The 15,424-nt window shown below is 61.7% G+C and carries 14 protein-coding genes and 1 pseudogene; 7 read left to right on the top strand and 8 right to left on the bottom strand.

From position 1 onward, the window contains the following. The first annotated feature begins 136 nt into the window (after positions 1-136). Positions 137-2,194 (top strand): DNA topoisomerase IV subunit B, encoded by a 2,058-nt coding sequence (gene parE / locus JCM21793_RS11165; RefSeq protein ID WP_025030422.1) that lies wholly within the window; start codon positions 137-139, stop codon positions 2,192-2,194. A gap of 78 nt (positions 2,195-2,272) precedes the next feature. Here parE and JCM21793_RS11160 read toward each other — a convergent pair whose 3' ends face one another. Further along, positions 2,273-3,418: a DUF2336 domain-containing protein gene (locus tag JCM21793_RS11160; RefSeq protein ID WP_025030421.1), complete on the bottom strand. Its 1,146-nt coding sequence runs from the start codon at positions 3,416-3,418 to the stop codon at positions 2,273-2,275. Between the two features lie 145 nt (positions 3,419-3,563). Here JCM21793_RS11160 and JCM21793_RS11155 point away from each other — a divergent pair, with 145 nt between their 5' ends. Both JCM21793_RS11155 and JCM21793_RS11150 read left to right on the top strand, forming a co-directional pair. Then, positions 3,564-4,019, top strand: a complete 456-nt coding sequence (locus tag JCM21793_RS11155) for a MaoC family dehydratase (RefSeq protein ID WP_025030420.1) — start codon at positions 3,564-3,566, stop codon at positions 4,017-4,019. Then, positions 4,019-4,897: an HpcH/HpaI aldolase/citrate lyase family protein gene (locus JCM21793_RS11150; protein WP_025030419.1), complete on the top strand. Its 879-nt coding sequence runs from the start codon at positions 4,019-4,021 to the stop codon at positions 4,895-4,897. Before JCM21793_RS11155 ends, JCM21793_RS11150 begins: the two co-directional genes overlap by 1 nt. Before the next feature lie 8 nt (positions 4,898-4,905). On the opposite strand, the gene JCM21793_RS11145 is transcribed toward JCM21793_RS11150, so the two are convergent. Then, positions 4,906-5,514 (bottom strand): flavin reductase family protein, encoded by a 609-nt coding sequence (locus tag JCM21793_RS11145; protein WP_025030418.1) that lies wholly within the window; start codon positions 5,512-5,514, stop codon positions 4,906-4,908. A gap of 11 nt (positions 5,515-5,525) precedes the next feature. Then, the gene (locus tag JCM21793_RS11140) at positions 5,526-6,086 is read right to left on the bottom strand and encodes a nitroreductase family protein (protein ID WP_036540165.1); all 561 of its coding nucleotides are present in this window, start codon (positions 6,084-6,086) and stop codon (positions 5,526-5,528) included. 208 nt (positions 6,087-6,294) lie between these two features. On the opposite strand from JCM21793_RS11140, the gene JCM21793_RS11135 reads away from it, so the two are divergent. Next, positions 6,295-7,203, top strand: coding sequence for an RgsD C-terminal domain-containing protein (locus JCM21793_RS11135; RefSeq protein WP_025030416.1), 909 nt, complete (start codon positions 6,295-6,297; stop codon positions 7,201-7,203). Positions 7,204-7,273: 70 nt separating this feature from the next. Here the strand turns inward: JCM21793_RS11135 and thrS are convergent, their stop codons facing one another. The 3 genes and pseudogenes from thrS to JCM21793_RS25390 all read right to left on the bottom strand — a co-directional run bounded on the left by thrS (position 7,274) and on the right by JCM21793_RS25390 (position 10,179). After that, positions 7,274-9,259: a threonine--tRNA ligase gene (gene thrS, locus JCM21793_RS11130; protein WP_025030415.1), complete on the bottom strand. Its 1,986-nt coding sequence runs from the start codon at positions 9,257-9,259 to the stop codon at positions 7,274-7,276. A gap of 131 nt (positions 9,260-9,390) precedes the next feature. Further along, the gene (gene yidD, locus JCM21793_RS11125; RefSeq protein WP_025030414.1) at positions 9,391-9,729 is read right to left on the bottom strand and encodes a membrane protein insertion efficiency factor YidD; all 339 of its coding nucleotides are present in this window, start codon (positions 9,727-9,729) and stop codon (positions 9,391-9,393) included. Between the two features lie 4 nt (positions 9,730-9,733). Beyond that, positions 9,734-10,179 (bottom strand): annotated as a pseudogene (locus tag JCM21793_RS25390) (iron-sulfur cluster assembly scaffold protein). Positions 10,180-10,421: 242 nt separating this feature from the next. On the opposite strand from JCM21793_RS25390, the gene folE reads away from it, so the two are divergent. From folE to JCM21793_RS11105, 3 genes are all read left to right on the top strand, one after another. Then, positions 10,422-11,087 carry a GTP cyclohydrolase I FolE gene (folE, locus tag JCM21793_RS11115; RefSeq protein ID WP_025030413.1) on the top strand — a complete coding sequence of 222 codons (666 nt, stop codon included), beginning with the start codon at positions 10,422-10,424 and terminating at the stop codon, positions 11,085-11,087. After that, positions 11,087-11,533, top strand: coding sequence for a phosphoribosyl-AMP cyclohydrolase (gene hisI, locus JCM21793_RS11110; RefSeq protein WP_025030412.1), 447 nt, complete (start codon positions 11,087-11,089; stop codon positions 11,531-11,533). Before folE ends, hisI begins: the two co-directional genes overlap by 1 nt. Positions 11,534-11,725: 192 nt before the next feature. After that, positions 11,726-12,706, top strand: coding sequence for a patatin family protein (locus JCM21793_RS11105; RefSeq protein WP_025030411.1), 981 nt, complete (start codon positions 11,726-11,728; stop codon positions 12,704-12,706). 9 nt (positions 12,707-12,715) lie between these two features. Here the strand turns inward: JCM21793_RS11105 and recJ are convergent, their stop codons facing one another. Continuing rightward, the gene (gene recJ, locus JCM21793_RS11100) at positions 12,716-14,497 is read right to left on the bottom strand and encodes a single-stranded-DNA-specific exonuclease RecJ (RefSeq protein ID WP_025030410.1); all 1,782 of its coding nucleotides are present in this window, start codon (positions 14,495-14,497) and stop codon (positions 12,716-12,718) included. Between the two features lie 52 nt (positions 14,498-14,549). Continuing rightward, positions 14,550-15,424: class II fructose-bisphosphatase (gene glpX / locus JCM21793_RS11095; RefSeq protein WP_025030409.1), on the bottom strand; the 875-nt coding region annotated here is incomplete at its 5' end.

The raw sequence follows: 15,424 nt of genomic DNA, 5'->3' as shown, positions 1-15,424 counted from the left end.
CACCTCTTGGCGCGGGCCCGCGCTTTCTGTTAAAGCGTCGTCCACACACTCCGAACGGAACCGGAACAGGCTTCGCTTTGCCATGGAAACCATGGCAAACTGCGAGGTGATTCGCGGACAGGAAACCACACGCTTCATGGACGACAACAACGACCTCTTCTCCGGAATGCCTGCCAATGTGGACCGTGCGAAAACGCCGGAGCCGGCAGCGCCCGAGCGTAAGCCCGCTTCGCGCCCCGCACCCTCGCCCGCACCCGCAGCTTCCGGCGATGGGTACAGCGCGGCCGACATTGAGGTTCTCGAAGGTCTGGAGCCTGTCCGCCGGCGTCCCGGCATGTATATCGGTGGTACCGACGACAAGGCGCTCCATCACCTCTTCGCCGAAGTCATCGACAACTCCATGGATGAGGCGGTGGCGGGCCACGCCACCTTCATTGAAGTGGAGCTCGACACGGAAGGTCATCTCGCCGTCACCGACAATGGCCGCGGCATCCCCGTCGATCCGCACCCGAAGTTCAAGGACAAGTCGGCTCTCGAAGTCATCATGACCACGCTGCATGCGGGCGGCAAGTTCGATTCCAAGGTCTATGAGACCTCCGGCGGCCTGCACGGCGTCGGTGTCTCGGTGGTGAACGCGCTCTCTGAAATTCTTGAAGTCGAGGTTGCCCGCAATCGCCAGCTCTTCCGCCAGACCTTTTCGCGCGGTCTGCCGCAGGGCGGGCTCGAAAAGCTCGGCGACGTGCACAACCGACGCGGCACGAAGGTGCGGTTCAAGCCGGATGAGCAAATCTTCGGCAAGGGCGCCAAATTCGAACCGGCGCGGCTCTACCGCATGGCGCGTTCCAAGGCCTATCTTTTTGGCGGCGTCGAGATACGCTGGATTTGCGCGCCTGAACTGATCGGCGAAAAGGACGAGACGCCGACGAAAGCCACGTTCCACTTCCCCGGTGGCCTCAAGGACTATCTGAACGCCTCGCTGGACGGCCAGTTTCAGGTCACCAAGGAGGTGTTTTCCGGCCGCAGCGAAAAGAGCTCCGGCCATGGCGCGGTGGAATGGGCGATCACCTGGTATGGCGGCGACGCCATGCTCAATTCCTATTGTAACACGGTGCCGACACCGGAAGGCGGAACGCACGAAACCGGTTTCCGCAACGCGCTGCTGCGCGGTCTGCGCGGCTATGCGGAACTGACGGGCAACAAGCGCGCGTCCATCATCACTTCCGAAGACGTGATGATTTCAGCCGCAGGCATGCTCTCCGTTTTCGTGCGCGAGCCGGAATTCGTAGGCCAGACCAAGGACAAGCTGGCAACGGCGGCAGCCATGCGCATTGTCGAAAACGCCGTGCGCGATCCGTTCGATCACTGGCTGGCGGAAAACCCGCAGGAAGCCTCCAAGCTGCTCGAATGGGTGGTGGCGCGCACCGATGAGCGTCTTCGCCGCCGTCAGGAGCGCGAGGTCAGCCGCAAGAGCGCCGTGCGCAAGCTACGCCTGCCCGGAAAGCTCGCCGACTGCACCATGGGTGCGGCAGCGGGTGCCGAAATCTTCATCGTCGAGGGCGACTCGGCTGGCGGCTCCGCGAAGCAGGCGCGCAATCGTGCCAGCCAGGCCGTTCTGCCGCTGCGCGGCAAAATCCTGAACGTCGCCAGCGCCGGCACTGGCAAACTGGCCGCCAACCAGCAGATTTCCGACATCACCCAGGCGCTCGGCTGCGGCACGCGGTCGAAATACCGCGAAGACGACCTGCGCTACGACCGCGTCATCATCATGACGGACGCCGATGTTGACGGCGCGCACATCGCGTCGCTGCTGATTACCTTCTTCTATCAGGAGATGCCGCAGCTCATCGAGAACGGGCATCTCTATATGGCCGTGCCGCCGCTCTACCGCATCAGCCAGGGCGGCAAGACGATGTATGCGCGTGACGATGCGCATAAGGACGAGCTTCTGGAAACGGAGTTCACCGGCCGCGGCAAGGTCGATATCGGCCGCTTCAAGGGCCTTGGCGAGATGATGGCGAGCCAGCTCAAGGAGACGACCATGGACCCGGCCAAGCGCACATTGCTGCGCGTCACGGTTCTCGACGGTCAGGAAGCGACAAAGAGCGCGATTGATTCTCTGATGGGAACAAAGCCCGAGGCACGGTTCCGCTTTATTCAGGAGAATGCAGAGTTCGCCGAAGAACTGGATATCTAGAGCATCGGCCCGAAAAGTGGAATCCGGTTTTCGGGCTATTCCGATGCTCCATCAACAGTTTGGATCGTTCTTTCGGGTTCAGGCAGCGGCGATAGCCTGCGCCTGCACGCGGGCGTTCTCGCGCAGCGCGTCGAGATGGATGGACCTCAGAAGGCCGGCCAGTTCAGCAGCATCCTGTGCCGGGCCCGACTGCCCGGGCGTTGCACCGATGCTCTCCAGCATCAGCCATGAGACTTCCTGTGCGCCCGCCAGGCGCTTTCCCTGCGCCACTTCGCGCCAGACGGACAGAGCCCGGATGATGGGCCGGTGAACGGGCTTTGCAAGCCCGGCCTTCTGCAACAGCGCAGCCATCGCCAGGTCGCGGCCATTCACCAGAAGCCCGCTGATCCGGGCCAGGGGCTGCCCTGTCAGGGTCATGAGAACATGACCGAAGAAATCGATCTTGCCATGCGCCACCAGCCTGACGATGAAACTCGTTGTCAGGTCTCCGCGAATGCGCAGATGCTCCACCATTGCTCCGTGTTCTTCCGGATCGATGGTCTCGATCAACGTGAGCGAAGCACGAATACATGCATCCCGCGTCAGCTTTTCCGCCCGTGCCGCTCCCACCAGCGCCCGCACGAGCGGCGCGTCGCGCAGGGCTTCTCCAAGCTGCGTCAGAAGCACATGGCGGCAATCGGAGGGAAGACGGGGGTCGGCAGCCAACGCCTCGCGCAGAGGTGCATTGCTCCCATGGCGCTCGATCATGCGGCGGAAGCTCACGGCTGCAATGTCTGCGCTCGGGTTTTCGGCCAATGCCAGACAAGCCTCAAGCGATCCAACCTCGGCGATGGCCGCCGAGACACTCCTGCTCAACTGGGGACGTCGCGCTATAAGGCATTGCGTCCCCCCGCGCCCGTCAGCCACCCGGTCGATCAAGTCGGGGTCGGACAAGACCGGCGAACGGGCCAGGATCGGCGCGGCAACATCCGGCTGATCCGCCGCCAGGGCCGCCACCACCTGCACCGGCGCGTGCCGGCTCATGGAGAGCGCCTCCGCCAGCGCAGACCGTACTTTTGAAGAAGGATCGTCAAGCAGGGCTGTCAGCGCCGCCTCGGCGGCGTAGCGATCCTCGAACGGAAGCTCTCCGTCGAGATAGGCTCTGGCAAGAGCTGCCGCCGCGCCCGCGCGTTCAGCCACTTTTGCTGTCTGCGTCCACTTGAGAAAATGCTGAACCACCTGCACCGAAGCCACACTCCCGCCCTGTCTGAACCGACCCTAGCGTGAATTCGTATAGGAAACGTTTACCATAAGTGCCCGCTTGCAGGGCGCGGCCGGCCCGCCTATCAAGAAGCTGAAGATCGTTTCGGAGCACGACGGGAGGAACGAAATGGCCGGCCTTTATCTTCAGGAGTTCCAGCCGGGACAGGTGTTCCAGCACACGCTGCGCAAAAGCGTCACCGAAAGCGACAACATGCTCTTTTCGACCATGACGCTGAACCCCCAGCCACTGCACATCGATTTCGATTTCGCGGCAAAGACCGAATGGGGCAAGCCGCTGGTCAACTCCCTCTTTACCCTCGGCCTGATGATCGGCATTTCCGTCCACGACACCACGCTCGGTACAACAGTGGCCAATCTCGGAATGACCGAAACCAGCTTTCCTCACCCGGTGTTCCATGGCGACACCATCCGTGTGGAGACAGAGGTGAAATCCGTGCGCGAATCGAAATCCCGGCCCGATCGCGGCATCGTGGAATTCGAGCACCGCGCCTACAATCAGGATGACACGCTGGTGGCCCGCTGCCTGCGCCAGGCGATGATCCTCAAAAAGAGAGAGGCCTGATGCGCTCACTGCTCTTCGTGCCCGGTGATTCTCAACGCAAGCTCGAAAAGGCCATCGGGTCGCAGAGCGATGTCCTGATCGCCGACCTCGAAGACTCGGTCAGCCTCGACAGTAAGGCAGAGGCGCGGCGCATCACTGCAGTCTTCCTCCAGTCGGCGCGCTCGCGCACGAATGCTCAGCTTTACGTCCGGGTGAACGATCTTGCGACCGGATTGACCGAAGACGATCTGGCTGTCGTCATGAGAGCCCGGCCGGACGGCATCATGCTCCCCAAGGCGGAAGGCGGGAACGATGTCGCGCGTCTCGCAGCCGCGTTGCGTGTTCACGAAGCGGAAAACGGGATCGAGGACGGCCGCACGCGCATCCTGCCGATCATCACGGAAACGGCGCTGGGCGTTCTCAACGCCGCCAGCTACCGGGGTTCCAGCGACCGGCTGGCCGGGCTGACCTGGGGCGCGGAGGACCTGTCGGCCCATATCGGCGCGCTTGCTGCGCGCCATGAAGACGGAAGCTATACGCCGCTCTTTCAGCTCGCCCGCAACATGACGCTTCTGGCGGCCGCGGCGGCAGGCGTTCCAGCCATCGACACCGTGTTCCCGAACTTTTCGGATACAGAGGCGTTCACAAGGGATTGCCAACTGGCCGTCCGCGACGGTTTCGTTGCCAGGATGGCCATTCACCCCGCGCAGGTCGAAACGATCAATACCGTCTTTACGCCCTCGGATGAAGAGGTGGAAAAGGCCCGTGCCGTGGTGGAAGCCTTTTCAGCCGCCGGCAATGCCGGCGTGGTCAACATCGGCGGGCGGATGTATGACCGCCCGCACCTCGCCCTTGCAGAACGCGTTCTCGCACGCGCGGCTGAGGCGTCATCGGTCTGACAAAGACGTTAACCGTCTTTCCACTGCGGGCGCGTCATCTGAAAGACTTCGGTCACAGTCGAGTAATCGCGATACCCCAGGCGGGCCATATTGCCGGCTGCCACTGCATCGAACAGCCCGTCTTTCAGCACCGCCGCGCTGATATGGACGCCCACCACCTCCCCGGTGACGACAATCACGCCAGCCGGTGAACCGTCGAGCCCCAGAGGGTGTCGCACCTCGGTCACCCTGCATTCGAGCGCCGCATGACACTCGGCAACACGTGGCGGTTTCACAAGCAGTGAAGGTGCTTCCGTGAGCCCCGCATAGGCGAACTCGCTGACACCGCGCGGCGCATCGACGGAACTGGCATTCAGTTGCTCCGCCAGATGATGACTGGCAAGATTCACGACAAACTCGCCGGTCTCTTCTGCATGCGTGGCGCTGTCCTTCGCCCCTTCCGAGGAAAAAAACACCAGATGCGGATTGGACGAAATCGCATTGAAAAAAGAATAGGGTGCCAGATTGGCCTCACCCTCCTTCGACAGCGTGGAAATCCACCCGATCGGGCGCGGCGACACAATGGCCTTGAACGGATCGTGCGGCAGGCCATGCCCTTTGGACGGTTCGTAGAACATCATGCCTCCCCTCACGCCTCCCATGGCCCGGCATAGTCGGAAACGATGGTCTTGAGCTCGGGACGCGGGCGCTCCAGAAGCTCCACATCATAGGAACCGATATGCACGAACCCGACCACCCGTTCGCGCGGTGCAAGTCCCAGAATGCGGCGGCCTTCGGCATCGTCCGAATACCAGTTGGTGATGAGATTCGTGCCGTAGCCCAGCGCATTTGCAGCAATCATCAGGTTCATCGCAGCCATGCCGCCGGACAGGAACATCTCCCATTCGGGAATGGTCGGGCTCTCCTTCGGCACGCAGATCACGCCGATGACCAGAGGCGCCCGCGAAAACCGCGTCCGCTCCTGCTCGATCCGCGGCTCCGGCAACGGACCCTCGCGCTCGATGGCGCGTGCGGCCAGCGCCTCGCCGATCTGCCTGCGCACATCGCCACGGTAAAGAATGAAGCGCCATGGCGTCAGCCGGCCATGATCGGGCACGCGCGAGGCCACCGTCAACATGGTCTCGATTTCCTTATCGGTCGGTGCCGGTTCCGCAAGATCCTTCACCGGCGTAGAGCGGCGCGCGAGCATGAAATCAAGCACGGATGGGTGCAATTGTCTGTCTCCTGTGGGATATGCATGGCCTGAAACAGCCAGGACGGTTTGCACAAGCTGGCGGCTCGTGGAAACCAGATCGCACAAACGCCTTGAAATTGCCACCGCCTTGGGCTTCATGTCGGACATGCGCAGTCCTTTAAGAACGACACTTTCCATTCTCGCCCTGTGTGCCTCATTCGGGATGGCGGTTCCCGCCCATGCACAGGATGATGCGGCAGTGGCCGTCGATGGTCTGCGCCTGCCCGGCCTCAACAATTACGCTCCTGCCTCGGTGGACGATGCACTGGCCATTGCCGATACCGGCGAGGTCACGCTCGTCGCTCATTTGAACGAAGGCGGCGAGGAAATCCCCAACGGTCTTGTCTGGCGCATTTTTGGAACACAGCCGGGTGCCGACGAAAAACTCCCGCTCGTGGCCACAGCGCGCGGCGGCAACGGTGTGTTCGAGCTTGCACCGGGCAGTTACCTCGTCCACGCGGCCTACGGTCGCGCTGGCGTCACCAAGCGCATCACCGTCGGTCGTGAGCCGGTGCGCGAGGATCTCTTTCTCGATGCGGGCGGGCTCAAGCTGAACGCGATCCTGCCCGGCGGCGTGCGAATTCCGCAGAACCAGCTCCGCTTCTCGATCTACGAGGCGAGCGAAGACAATATTGGCGATGGAAATCTGATATTGCCCAATGTCGAGCCGGGCAGCATCGTGCGCCTCAATGCCGGCACCTACCATGTCGTGGCGAAATATGGAGCCATGAACGCCGTCATTCGCTCCGATATCCGTGTCGAGGCCGGAAAGCTGACTGAGGCAACGGTCGAACACCGCGCTGCCGACCTTACTATGAAGCTTGTCCGTGAGCGCGGCGGCGAAGCCATCGCCGACACTGCGTGGTCCGTACTCACCGACACCGGCGAAATCGTCTACGAGACGGTCAGCGCCTATGCTTCAATGGTGCTCGCTGAAGGCGACTACACGATTGTCGCCAAGAACCGCGACCGCATCTATCAGCGCGACTTCTCGGTCGTGCCCGGCCGCAATCAGGACGTGGAACTGCTTCCGACGGACCTGCTCGACACGCGCAACCAGTTTCCCGACTGATTTCCCCTCAAATGAAAAAAGCCGCGTACAAGCACGGCTCTTTTCCATTTTGGTTAGTCCCTGAAAGACTTTAAGCGGCAGCCACCCTTGCAGCCCTGCGCTTCAGGTCGGGTGGCGTTGCCTCGTCAGCCAGCATTGCGGTCACATCGGCCAGCGACATGGACGCCTGATCGCGGCTGCCCAGCCGGCGAATGTTGACCGTGCCTTCTTCCGCTTCGCGCTTGCCGCAGACGAGGATCACCGGAACCTTGGCCAGCGAGTGCTCGCGGACTTTGTAGTTGATCTTCTCGTTGCGCAGATCCACCTCGGCCAGAAGACCGGCCTTCTTTAGCGTCTCCGTGACTTTGAGCGCATAATCGTCGGCATCGGACGTGATCGTCGCCACCACCACCTGCACCGGCGCGAACCAGAGCGGGAAGTGACCGGCGAAATTCTCGATCAGAATGCCGAGAAAACGCTCCATCGAGCCGCAGATGGCGCGGTGCACCATGACCGGCTGCTTCTTCTCCGAATCCTGATCGATGTAGAACGCACCGAAACGCTCCGGCAGGTTGAAGTCGATCTGCGTCGTGCCGCATTGCCATTCGCGGCCGATGGCGTCCTTCAGAACATAGTCGAACTTGGGTCCGTAGAACGCGCCATCACCCGGATTGATCGCGGTCTTGATGCGGCTGTCGGAGGCAGCGATCTTCTTGAGAACACCAGCCATGATCTCCTCGGCGTGGTCCCACAGCGCATCCGATCCGACGCGCTTTTCAGGGCGCGTGGAGAAGAAGACGGTGATCTCCTTGAAGCCGAAATCGGCATAGGTGGAGAGGATCAGGTCGTTGATCTTCAGGCATTCAGCTGCAAGCTGGTCTTCCGTGCAGAAGATGTGCGCGTCGTCCTGCGTGAAGCCGCGCACGCGCATCAGGCCGTGCAGCGCGCCCGAAGGCTCGTAGCGATGCACATTCCCGAACTCGGCCATCCGAATCGGCAGATCGCGGTAGGACTTCAGGCCGTGCTTGAAGATCTGCACGTGACCGGGACAGTTCATCGGCTTCAGCGCGAAGGTGCGGGTGTCTTCCGCCTCGTCGTCCGCGCACTCGACCTTGAACATGTTCTCCTTGTACCAGCCCCAGTGGCCGGAGGTCTCCCACAGGCTCTTGTCGAGCACCTGCGGCGCGTTCACCTCATCATAGCCATCGGTCGCAAGCCTGCGACGCATGTAGCTCACCAGGTTCTGGAACATGCGCCAGCCCTTGGAGTGCCAGAATACGACGCCGGGGCCTTCTTCCTGAAAGTGGAACAGGTCCATCTCGCGGCCAAGGCGGCGGTGGTCGCGCTTTTCGGCCTCTTCCAGCATGTGGAGATACTGGTCGAGTTCTTCCTGGGTCTGCCAGGCCGTACCGTAGATGCGGGTCAGCATCGGATTGTTGGCGTCGCCGCGCCAGTAGGCGCCGGCCACCTTCATCAGTTTGAAAGCCTTGCCGATCTGACCGGTGGAGGCCATGTGCGGTCCACGGCAAAGGTCGAACCAGTCGCCCTGCGCGTAGATCTTGACGTCCTGATCCTCGGGGATCGCGTCGATCAGCTCAACCTTGTAGCTCTCGCCCTTCTCGGCGAACACTTCCTTGGCCTTGTCGCGCGACCAGACTTCCCTGGTGAAAGGCTTGTTGCGCGCAATGATCTCCGCCATCTTCTTCTCGATGACCGGCAGGTCTTCGGGCGTGAAAGGCTCATTGCGGGCGAAATCGTAGTAGAAGCCGTTTTCGATCACCGGGCCGATGGTGACCTGGGTGCCGGGCCACAACTCCTGCACGGCTTCGGCGAGCACATGCGCGGCATCGTGCCGGATAAGCTCCAGCGCACGCGGGTCGTCGCGGGTGATGATCTCAAGATCGCCGGACGTGCCGACGGGCTCGGAAAGATCGCGCACCGTGCCATCGAGCGCATAGGCGACGGACTTCTTTGCGAGCGACTTGGAGATGCCGGCAGCAATGTCAGCGCCGGTCGTCGCCGCGTCATATTCACGAACGGAGCCATCGGGAAATTTTAGGGAAACGGCCTCGGCCATCAGTCTTCTCCTTATCCAGTCCCGCCAACGAGCGCGGGTGGTTTGGGCATTTTGGGTTTGCGGGCTCGGGATAAGCGTTTCGCCGGTGAAGGTAAAGGGCAAACCGGATTCACACAGGTGCGACCGTTAGATCAATGATCGGCCTTCTGCCTCGCCACGCGCCAGTAACGCCATGGCGCCCACCATTTCAGGTCGGGCTCCAGCACATCCGGCACCGGATCGACCCCATGCGTGCCGCCCGGCCCACAGCGTATCAGGCGAAAAAGCCCCATCCAGCCACCGGGCCACAGCCCATGTCGGGCAATCGCCTCATAGGCGTATTCCGAACAGGTGGGGAAATGCCGGCAGGAATTGCCGATAAAGCCGGAGAGCGTGAGTTGGTAGAGCCGGATCGTTGCAGTCCCCAGCAGGCGGCCAGGCGTCTTCGGCCATGGGCCCTGCCAGTTTCGGCTCCGCACTGGGTGAACCATGACGTCAGGCGGCTGCGCCCGCACGCGCCTTCTCAATCTGGTCGATCGCATCCACAACCGCATCGAAAGTCAGCAGCGTGGAAGCGTGACGTGCCTTGTAGCCACGCACCGGCTCCAGATATTTCAGATCATCGAAACGCCCGTTCGGCGGTGCGCCCTCCTCCTTGAGCATGGCGTACATCTGCTCCCGAACCCGCCGCAGTTCACCAGACTTGGCGCCGACAACATGAGCAGCATGATGGAAGACGATGCCTGCCCCAGAGCACAGGCTTTCACCTCATGCGCGAAATCAACAACCGTATCGCCATCCATCCTGAGATCGACCACGACAGTCGAGCCACAGAGTTTGGAATGCGCCTTTGCGGTGGCATCCGGCGCATCCAGCCGTCCGATCCGCTGAATATTGCCGGCAAAGCCAAGAATTTTTGCGTTATAGACATCGTCAAGCATAGAATTTCCGTTCTGCCGCAGCCGAAACACATCAATGTCGCTTCGACACCTTCCCTTCTGCTCCAGGGCACTTATATAATGATCGCCGTGGGCCCGCGACAAGGCATGATGCCATTGCGGGTTCCGGTTTCGTGCACGCCACTGTCGGGCCGGGCTGAGATTTTTCTCCATTACCCGCTGGATAAGGCCGTGAACCGTTCAACTCGTCCCTGCCGAGACAGGGACTACGGGAGACGCCTTCTATGGACGCTGTTATCAAGAACTTTCCGCCTCACACTGAGAAGGGTGAGAAAACCGCGGAGACAAAATCCTACATGGACAAACCGGTTACCGACCGTCCATCCCAGGAAGAGGTGGAGAACGCCGTACGCACCCTTTTGCGCTGGACCGGCGACGATATTGCGCGTGAAGGGCTTGTCGAGACGCCCAAGCGTGTGGCCAAGGCCTATAGCGAAATGTTTTCGGGTTACGACCAGTGCCCCGCCGAGGAACTTGGCCGTACCTTTGAGGAGGTGCAGGGCTACAACGACATGGTCCTGATCAAGGACATCTCGTTCCACTCCCACTGCGAACACCATATGGTGCCGATCATCGGCAAGGCGCATGTGGCCTATTTACCGGATGGGAAAGTGGTCGGCCTGTCCAAGATCGCCCGCGTGGTGGACATCTTCGCCCGCCGCCTGCAGACACAGGAAGCCATGACGGCACAGATCGCCCATGTCATCCAGGACGTGCTCAAGCCGCGCGGTGTCGCCGTGCTGGTGGAGGCCGAGCACATGTGCATGGCCATGCGCGGCATCCGCAAGCAGGGCTCCGTAACGCTCACCACCACGTTCACGGGCGTCTATCGGGAAGATCTTCAGGAACAGGCGCGTTTCATGACCATGTTGCGCGACAAGCACGGCTGATGTCGACACTGATCTTTCCCCCGGCCCCGTCCGACAAGGCCGCGCTTGAGGAAGGCGCGGCTTTTTCACCGCGCTTTGATGCCAGTGGCCTTCTCACGGCGGTGGTGACAGATGCCGAAACGAATGCGCTCCTGATGGTTGCCCACATGAATGCCGAGGCACTGTCCATGACACTGGAAACCGGCATTGCCCATTACTGGTCGCGTTCGCGCGCAAAGCTCTGGAAAAAGGGCGAGACCTCCGGAAACGTCCAGCACATTGTCTCCATCGCGACGGATTGCGATCAGGACGCGGTGCATCTGAGTGTAAAGGTCGCCGGCGATGGCGCCACCTGTCACACCGGTCGCCGCTCCTGCTTCTACCGAAATGTGAGCATTCGTGAAGGCAAGGCGGTTCTCATCGACCTTGGCATGAAGCCTCTGGGGCACAAAGACGGACACGCTTGACCAAAAGTCGGTCTCGATTTCTTGAACATCTATGGCATAGACTTTCCAGTTGGGAACGCACATCTAAAGGGCTGGGGTATCCCCGCGTCCCCGGGTGAGGCAGCGTTGAACCGTTCGGTTCGCCAAAGCGACGCATATTCACCAATTTGATACAGTTCCCGGGCATGATGTCATGGGGACGAGGAGATGATCATGCTCGATTGGGCATCTCTACGCAGAAAACAGGAAAACCGGCAGGTCGATGTGGTTTCGCCGGCGCCGCCGGCGGTCGATCCGGTTCCGGCACCAAATCCCCGCAATGGAATAGCGCTCGCACTGGGCGGGGGCGCGGCGCGCGGCTGGGCCCACATTGGTGTTCTGCGTGCCCTTGAAGAAGCGAAGATTCCCATCGGAATGATCGCCGGGACGTCAATTGGTGCGCTTGTCGGCGGCTGCTATCTGGCAGGCAAACTGGACGAACTGGAAGAATTCGCCCGCTCCCTGACCAAACGCCGCATTTTCGGTCTTCTCGACATCAACTTCGGCGGCAGCGGCCTTTTTGGCGGCATGAAGCTGACGGCGCGCATGGAAGAGCATTTGCGCGACGTCACCTTCGACGATCTGTCAAAACCCTTCGTCTGTGTGGCGGCGGAAATCCGCACCGGTCACGAAATCTGGTTGTCGAGCGGGTCGCTGATCACGGCCATGCGCGCATCCTATGCTTTGCCAGGTGTATTCGAGCCCGTCACCTGCAACGGCCGCGTGCTGGTTGACGGAGCGCTCGTCAATCCAGTTCCCGTTTCCGCCTGCCGCTCCTACGAGCAGCCACTCGTCATGGCCGTCAATCTTCACTACGACCTCTTCGGACGCGCAGCGGTCATCAAGCACGCTGCCGACATGCCCAAGGAAACCGAAGATGGCGAGAAAGCACCGCTTGTGGTCGACAAGGGTCCGCACGAGCGCAACCATCGGCTCGGTATTACCGGCGTGATGGTGGAAGCCTTCAACATCATTCAGGATCGGATTTCGCGCGCCCGTATGGCCGGCGACCCACCGGACCTGTCGCTACAGCCGAAGCTCGGCCACATCGGCCTTACGGAATTTCATCGCGCCGACGAGGCCATTGCCATCGGCTACGAGACCACGCAGGCACGCCTTTCCGAGCTCGACCGGATCATCGCCGTTCTCGGGTAACCCCTTCCATCAGGCGCTTGCCGCATCCTGCAGACGCATCTGGATGCGTTTCGTTCCATTCCAGTGATTGGCCGCCAGCGTTCCGGCCACGTGAATGGTCGCGCCACGACTGGCAAACAGGAAATTGCCGAGATCAGTCTCGGCAGCACGAAAGGCAATGGCTTCCATGCGTGCGCCAGTCTGCGAACGCAGCTCGACGCGGATGTGACCATTGCCAACGATACGAGCATCCGCGAGCCGGTGGCGCGGTAGCGCAAGCACCGGCGTTGGATGGCCGGAACCGTAAGGCCCAGCCGTCTCCAGCGCATCAAGCAGCGCAAAACCGGCGCCATCGGCAGAGAGTGCTGCGTCGATCTTCAGGCTTTCACCATCGCGCAGCTTCTTCACGGCACTCGCTGCACGTTCCTCGAAAAACGCGCGAAGCGGCCCGAGCTTGCTGCGCTCGATTGTGATTCCGGCAGCCATCGCGTGCCCGCCTCCCTTCACCAGCAGCCCTTCAGCCACCGCTTCACGCACAATCTTGCCCAGGTCAAAACCCGGGATGGAGCGCCCCGATCCGGTTCCCTTGCCATTCGGATCGAACGCAATCGCAAATGTCGGCCGCCGTGCATGATCCTTGAGGCGCGAAGCAAGCAGGCCGACAATACCCGGATGCCACCGGTCGCTCGCGGTGACAAGCACGGCAGGCCCCTCACCCGCCATCAATTCGGCATCCGCTTCGGCCTTCGCCTCCGCAAGCATCACCGTTTCCATGTCCTGGCGCTCGGTGTTCAGCCGGTCGAGTGTCTCGGCAATTTTCGCGGCCTCTGCCGGATCGTCGCTGGCAAGCAGATTGCTGCCCAGAGCTGCATTGCCGATACGCCCTCCAGCGTTGATGCGCGGTCCGATCATAAAGCCCAGATGATAGGGATTGAGCGGTTCGCCGATGCGCGACACGCGCGCCAGTGCGGCAAGCCCCGGCGTCTTCATCTGGCGTGCGGCCAGAAGCCCTTTCACCACAAAAGCCCGGTTGACACCCACAAGCGGCACCACATCGCACACCGTGCCGAGTGCCACGAGATCGAGAAGCCCGAGCAAGTCCGGCGGCGGTTTGGCAACGCCTCCCTGCCGCAGATGCTTCGCCGTCTGCACCAGCGCAAGGAAAACGACGCCCGCAGCACACAGAAAACCCTGCCCCGAAAGGTCATCCTCTCGGTTGGGATTCACGACAGCGACCGCTTCCGGCAAATCGCCCCCCACCTGGTGATGATCGAGCACCACCACGTCCGCGCCCGCCTCATTTGCGGCGGCGATGGCAGCGGCGCTGTTGACCCCGCAATCCACCGTCACGATGAGAGCGGCCCGCCCCGCGAGGTCGCGCATCGCATCGGGATTGGGGCCGTAGCCCTCGAAAATTCGGTCGGGAATATAGATTTCAGCATCGATGCCATAATGCGCGAGAAAGCGCTTCATCATGGCCGAGGAAACAGCCCCATCGACGTCATAATCGCCAAAGATCGCCACCTTCTCGCCGGCCCGCACCGCGTGGGCCAGTCTTTCGGCAGCTCTGTCCATGTCGGTCAGCGTTGCGGGATCGGGCAAGAGATCGCGGATGGTTGGATCGAGAAAGCGCTTTGCGCCATCCATATCCACCCCGCGCCCGGCGAGCACACGCGCCACGATTTCAGGAATACCGTGCGACTGCGCCATCGCCAGCGCAGCATTTTCGCCCCGCAGGTCGAGCCTGTGCTCCCAGGCAAGACCGCGCGCGGAGCTCTGCACATCAAGAAAGTAACGTTTATCGCCAGTCATCGCCGCCTAGCTTTCACAGAGGACGGACAATGGCAAGCGCCTCTCGGCGCCCTCAGAACTTGTCCAGATCCTGATGGCGGGCAATGATCTCGCGCACCGTCTGCGAAGAAGAGCGCATCACGATCGTATGCGTCGAGATCTGGTCACGGCCGAATTTGACACCGGAAAGCAGATTGCCGTCCGTCACACCGGTCGCCGCGAACAGCACGTCGCCCTTGGCCATCTCGTCCATGCGATAGACCTTGTTCGGGTCGGAGATGCCCATCTTGGCGGCGCGTGCGATCTTTTCCTCGGTGTTGAGCTGCAGGCGGCCCTGCATCTGGCCGCCGATGCAGCGCAATGCCGCCGCAGCCAAAACGCCTTCCGGCGCTCCGCCAATGCCCAGATAGATGTCGATACCGGTTTCATCCGGGTCGGTCGCGTGGATCACGCCGGCCACGTCACCGTCGCCGATCAGGCGGATCGCAGCGCCCGTGCCGCGCACGTCCTCGATCAGGCGCGCATGGCGGGGCCGGTCGAGAATACACGCCGTGATCTCGTTGACCGGGACGCCCTTGGCCCTGGCCAGCGCCTCGATATTCTCCACAGCAGGAGCATCAAGATCGACAACCCCGTCAGGATAACCCGGCCCAACCGCGATCTTCTCCATGTAGACGTCCGGCGCATAAAGAAGGCTGCCGCGCTCTGCGATGGCGATCACCGCCAGCGAATTGGGCAGATTTTTTGCGCAGATCGTGGTGCCTTCCAGCGGGTCGAGCGCGATGTCGACCTCCGGCCCCTCGCCGACGCCCACTTCCTCGCCGATATAGAGCATGGGCGCTTCGTCGCGCTCGCCCTCGCCGATGACCACCGTACCCTTGATGGGCAGACGGTTTAGCTCCGAGCGCATGGCATCAACGGCCACCTGGTCCGCCGCCTTCTCATCGC

The sequence above is a fragment of the Nitratireductor aquibiodomus NL21 = JCM 21793 genome (assembly GCF_000615975.1).
GTDB lineage: Bacteria > Pseudomonadota > Alphaproteobacteria > Rhizobiales > Rhizobiaceae > Nitratireductor > Nitratireductor aquibiodomus.
This window is presented reverse-complemented; position numbering and strand designations above follow the sequence as displayed.

Excerpts from the sequence above, each read along its gene's own strand:
- parE (WP_025030422.1), top strand. The coding sequence starts at position 137 with ATGGACGACAACAACGACCTCTTCTCCGGAATGCCTGCCAATGTGGAC.
- JCM21793_RS11155 (WP_025030420.1), top strand. The coding sequence starts at position 3,564 with ATGGCCGGCCTTTATCTTCAGGAGTTCCAGCCGGGACAGGTGTTCCAG.
- JCM21793_RS11150 (WP_025030419.1), top strand. The coding sequence starts at position 4,019 with ATGCGCTCACTGCTCTTCGTGCCCGGTGATTCTCAACGCAAGCTCGAA.
- JCM21793_RS11145 (WP_025030418.1), bottom strand. The coding sequence starts at position 5,514 with ATGTTCTACGAACCGTCCAAAGGGCATGGCCTGCCGCACGATCCGTTC.
- JCM21793_RS11140 (WP_036540165.1), bottom strand. The coding sequence starts at position 6,086 with ATGCTCGCGCGCCGCTCTACGCCGGTGAAGGATCTTGCGGAACCGGCA.
- JCM21793_RS11135 (WP_025030416.1), top strand. The coding sequence starts at position 6,295 with ATGGCGGTTCCCGCCCATGCACAGGATGATGCGGCAGTGGCCGTCGAT.
- thrS (WP_025030415.1), bottom strand. The coding sequence starts at position 9,259 with ATGGCCGAGGCCGTTTCCCTAAAATTTCCCGATGGCTCCGTTCGTGAA.
- yidD (WP_025030414.1), bottom strand. The coding sequence starts at position 9,729 with ATGGTTCACCCAGTGCGGAGCCGAAACTGGCAGGGCCCATGGCCGAAG.
- folE (WP_025030413.1), top strand. The coding sequence starts at position 10,422 with ATGGACGCTGTTATCAAGAACTTTCCGCCTCACACTGAGAAGGGTGAG.
- hisI (WP_025030412.1), top strand. The coding sequence starts at position 11,087 with ATGTCGACACTGATCTTTCCCCCGGCCCCGTCCGACAAGGCCGCGCTT.
- JCM21793_RS11105 (WP_025030411.1), top strand. The coding sequence starts at position 11,726 with ATGCTCGATTGGGCATCTCTACGCAGAAAACAGGAAAACCGGCAGGTC.
- recJ (WP_025030410.1), bottom strand. The coding sequence starts at position 14,497 with ATGACTGGCGATAAACGTTACTTTCTTGATGTGCAGAGCTCCGCGCGC.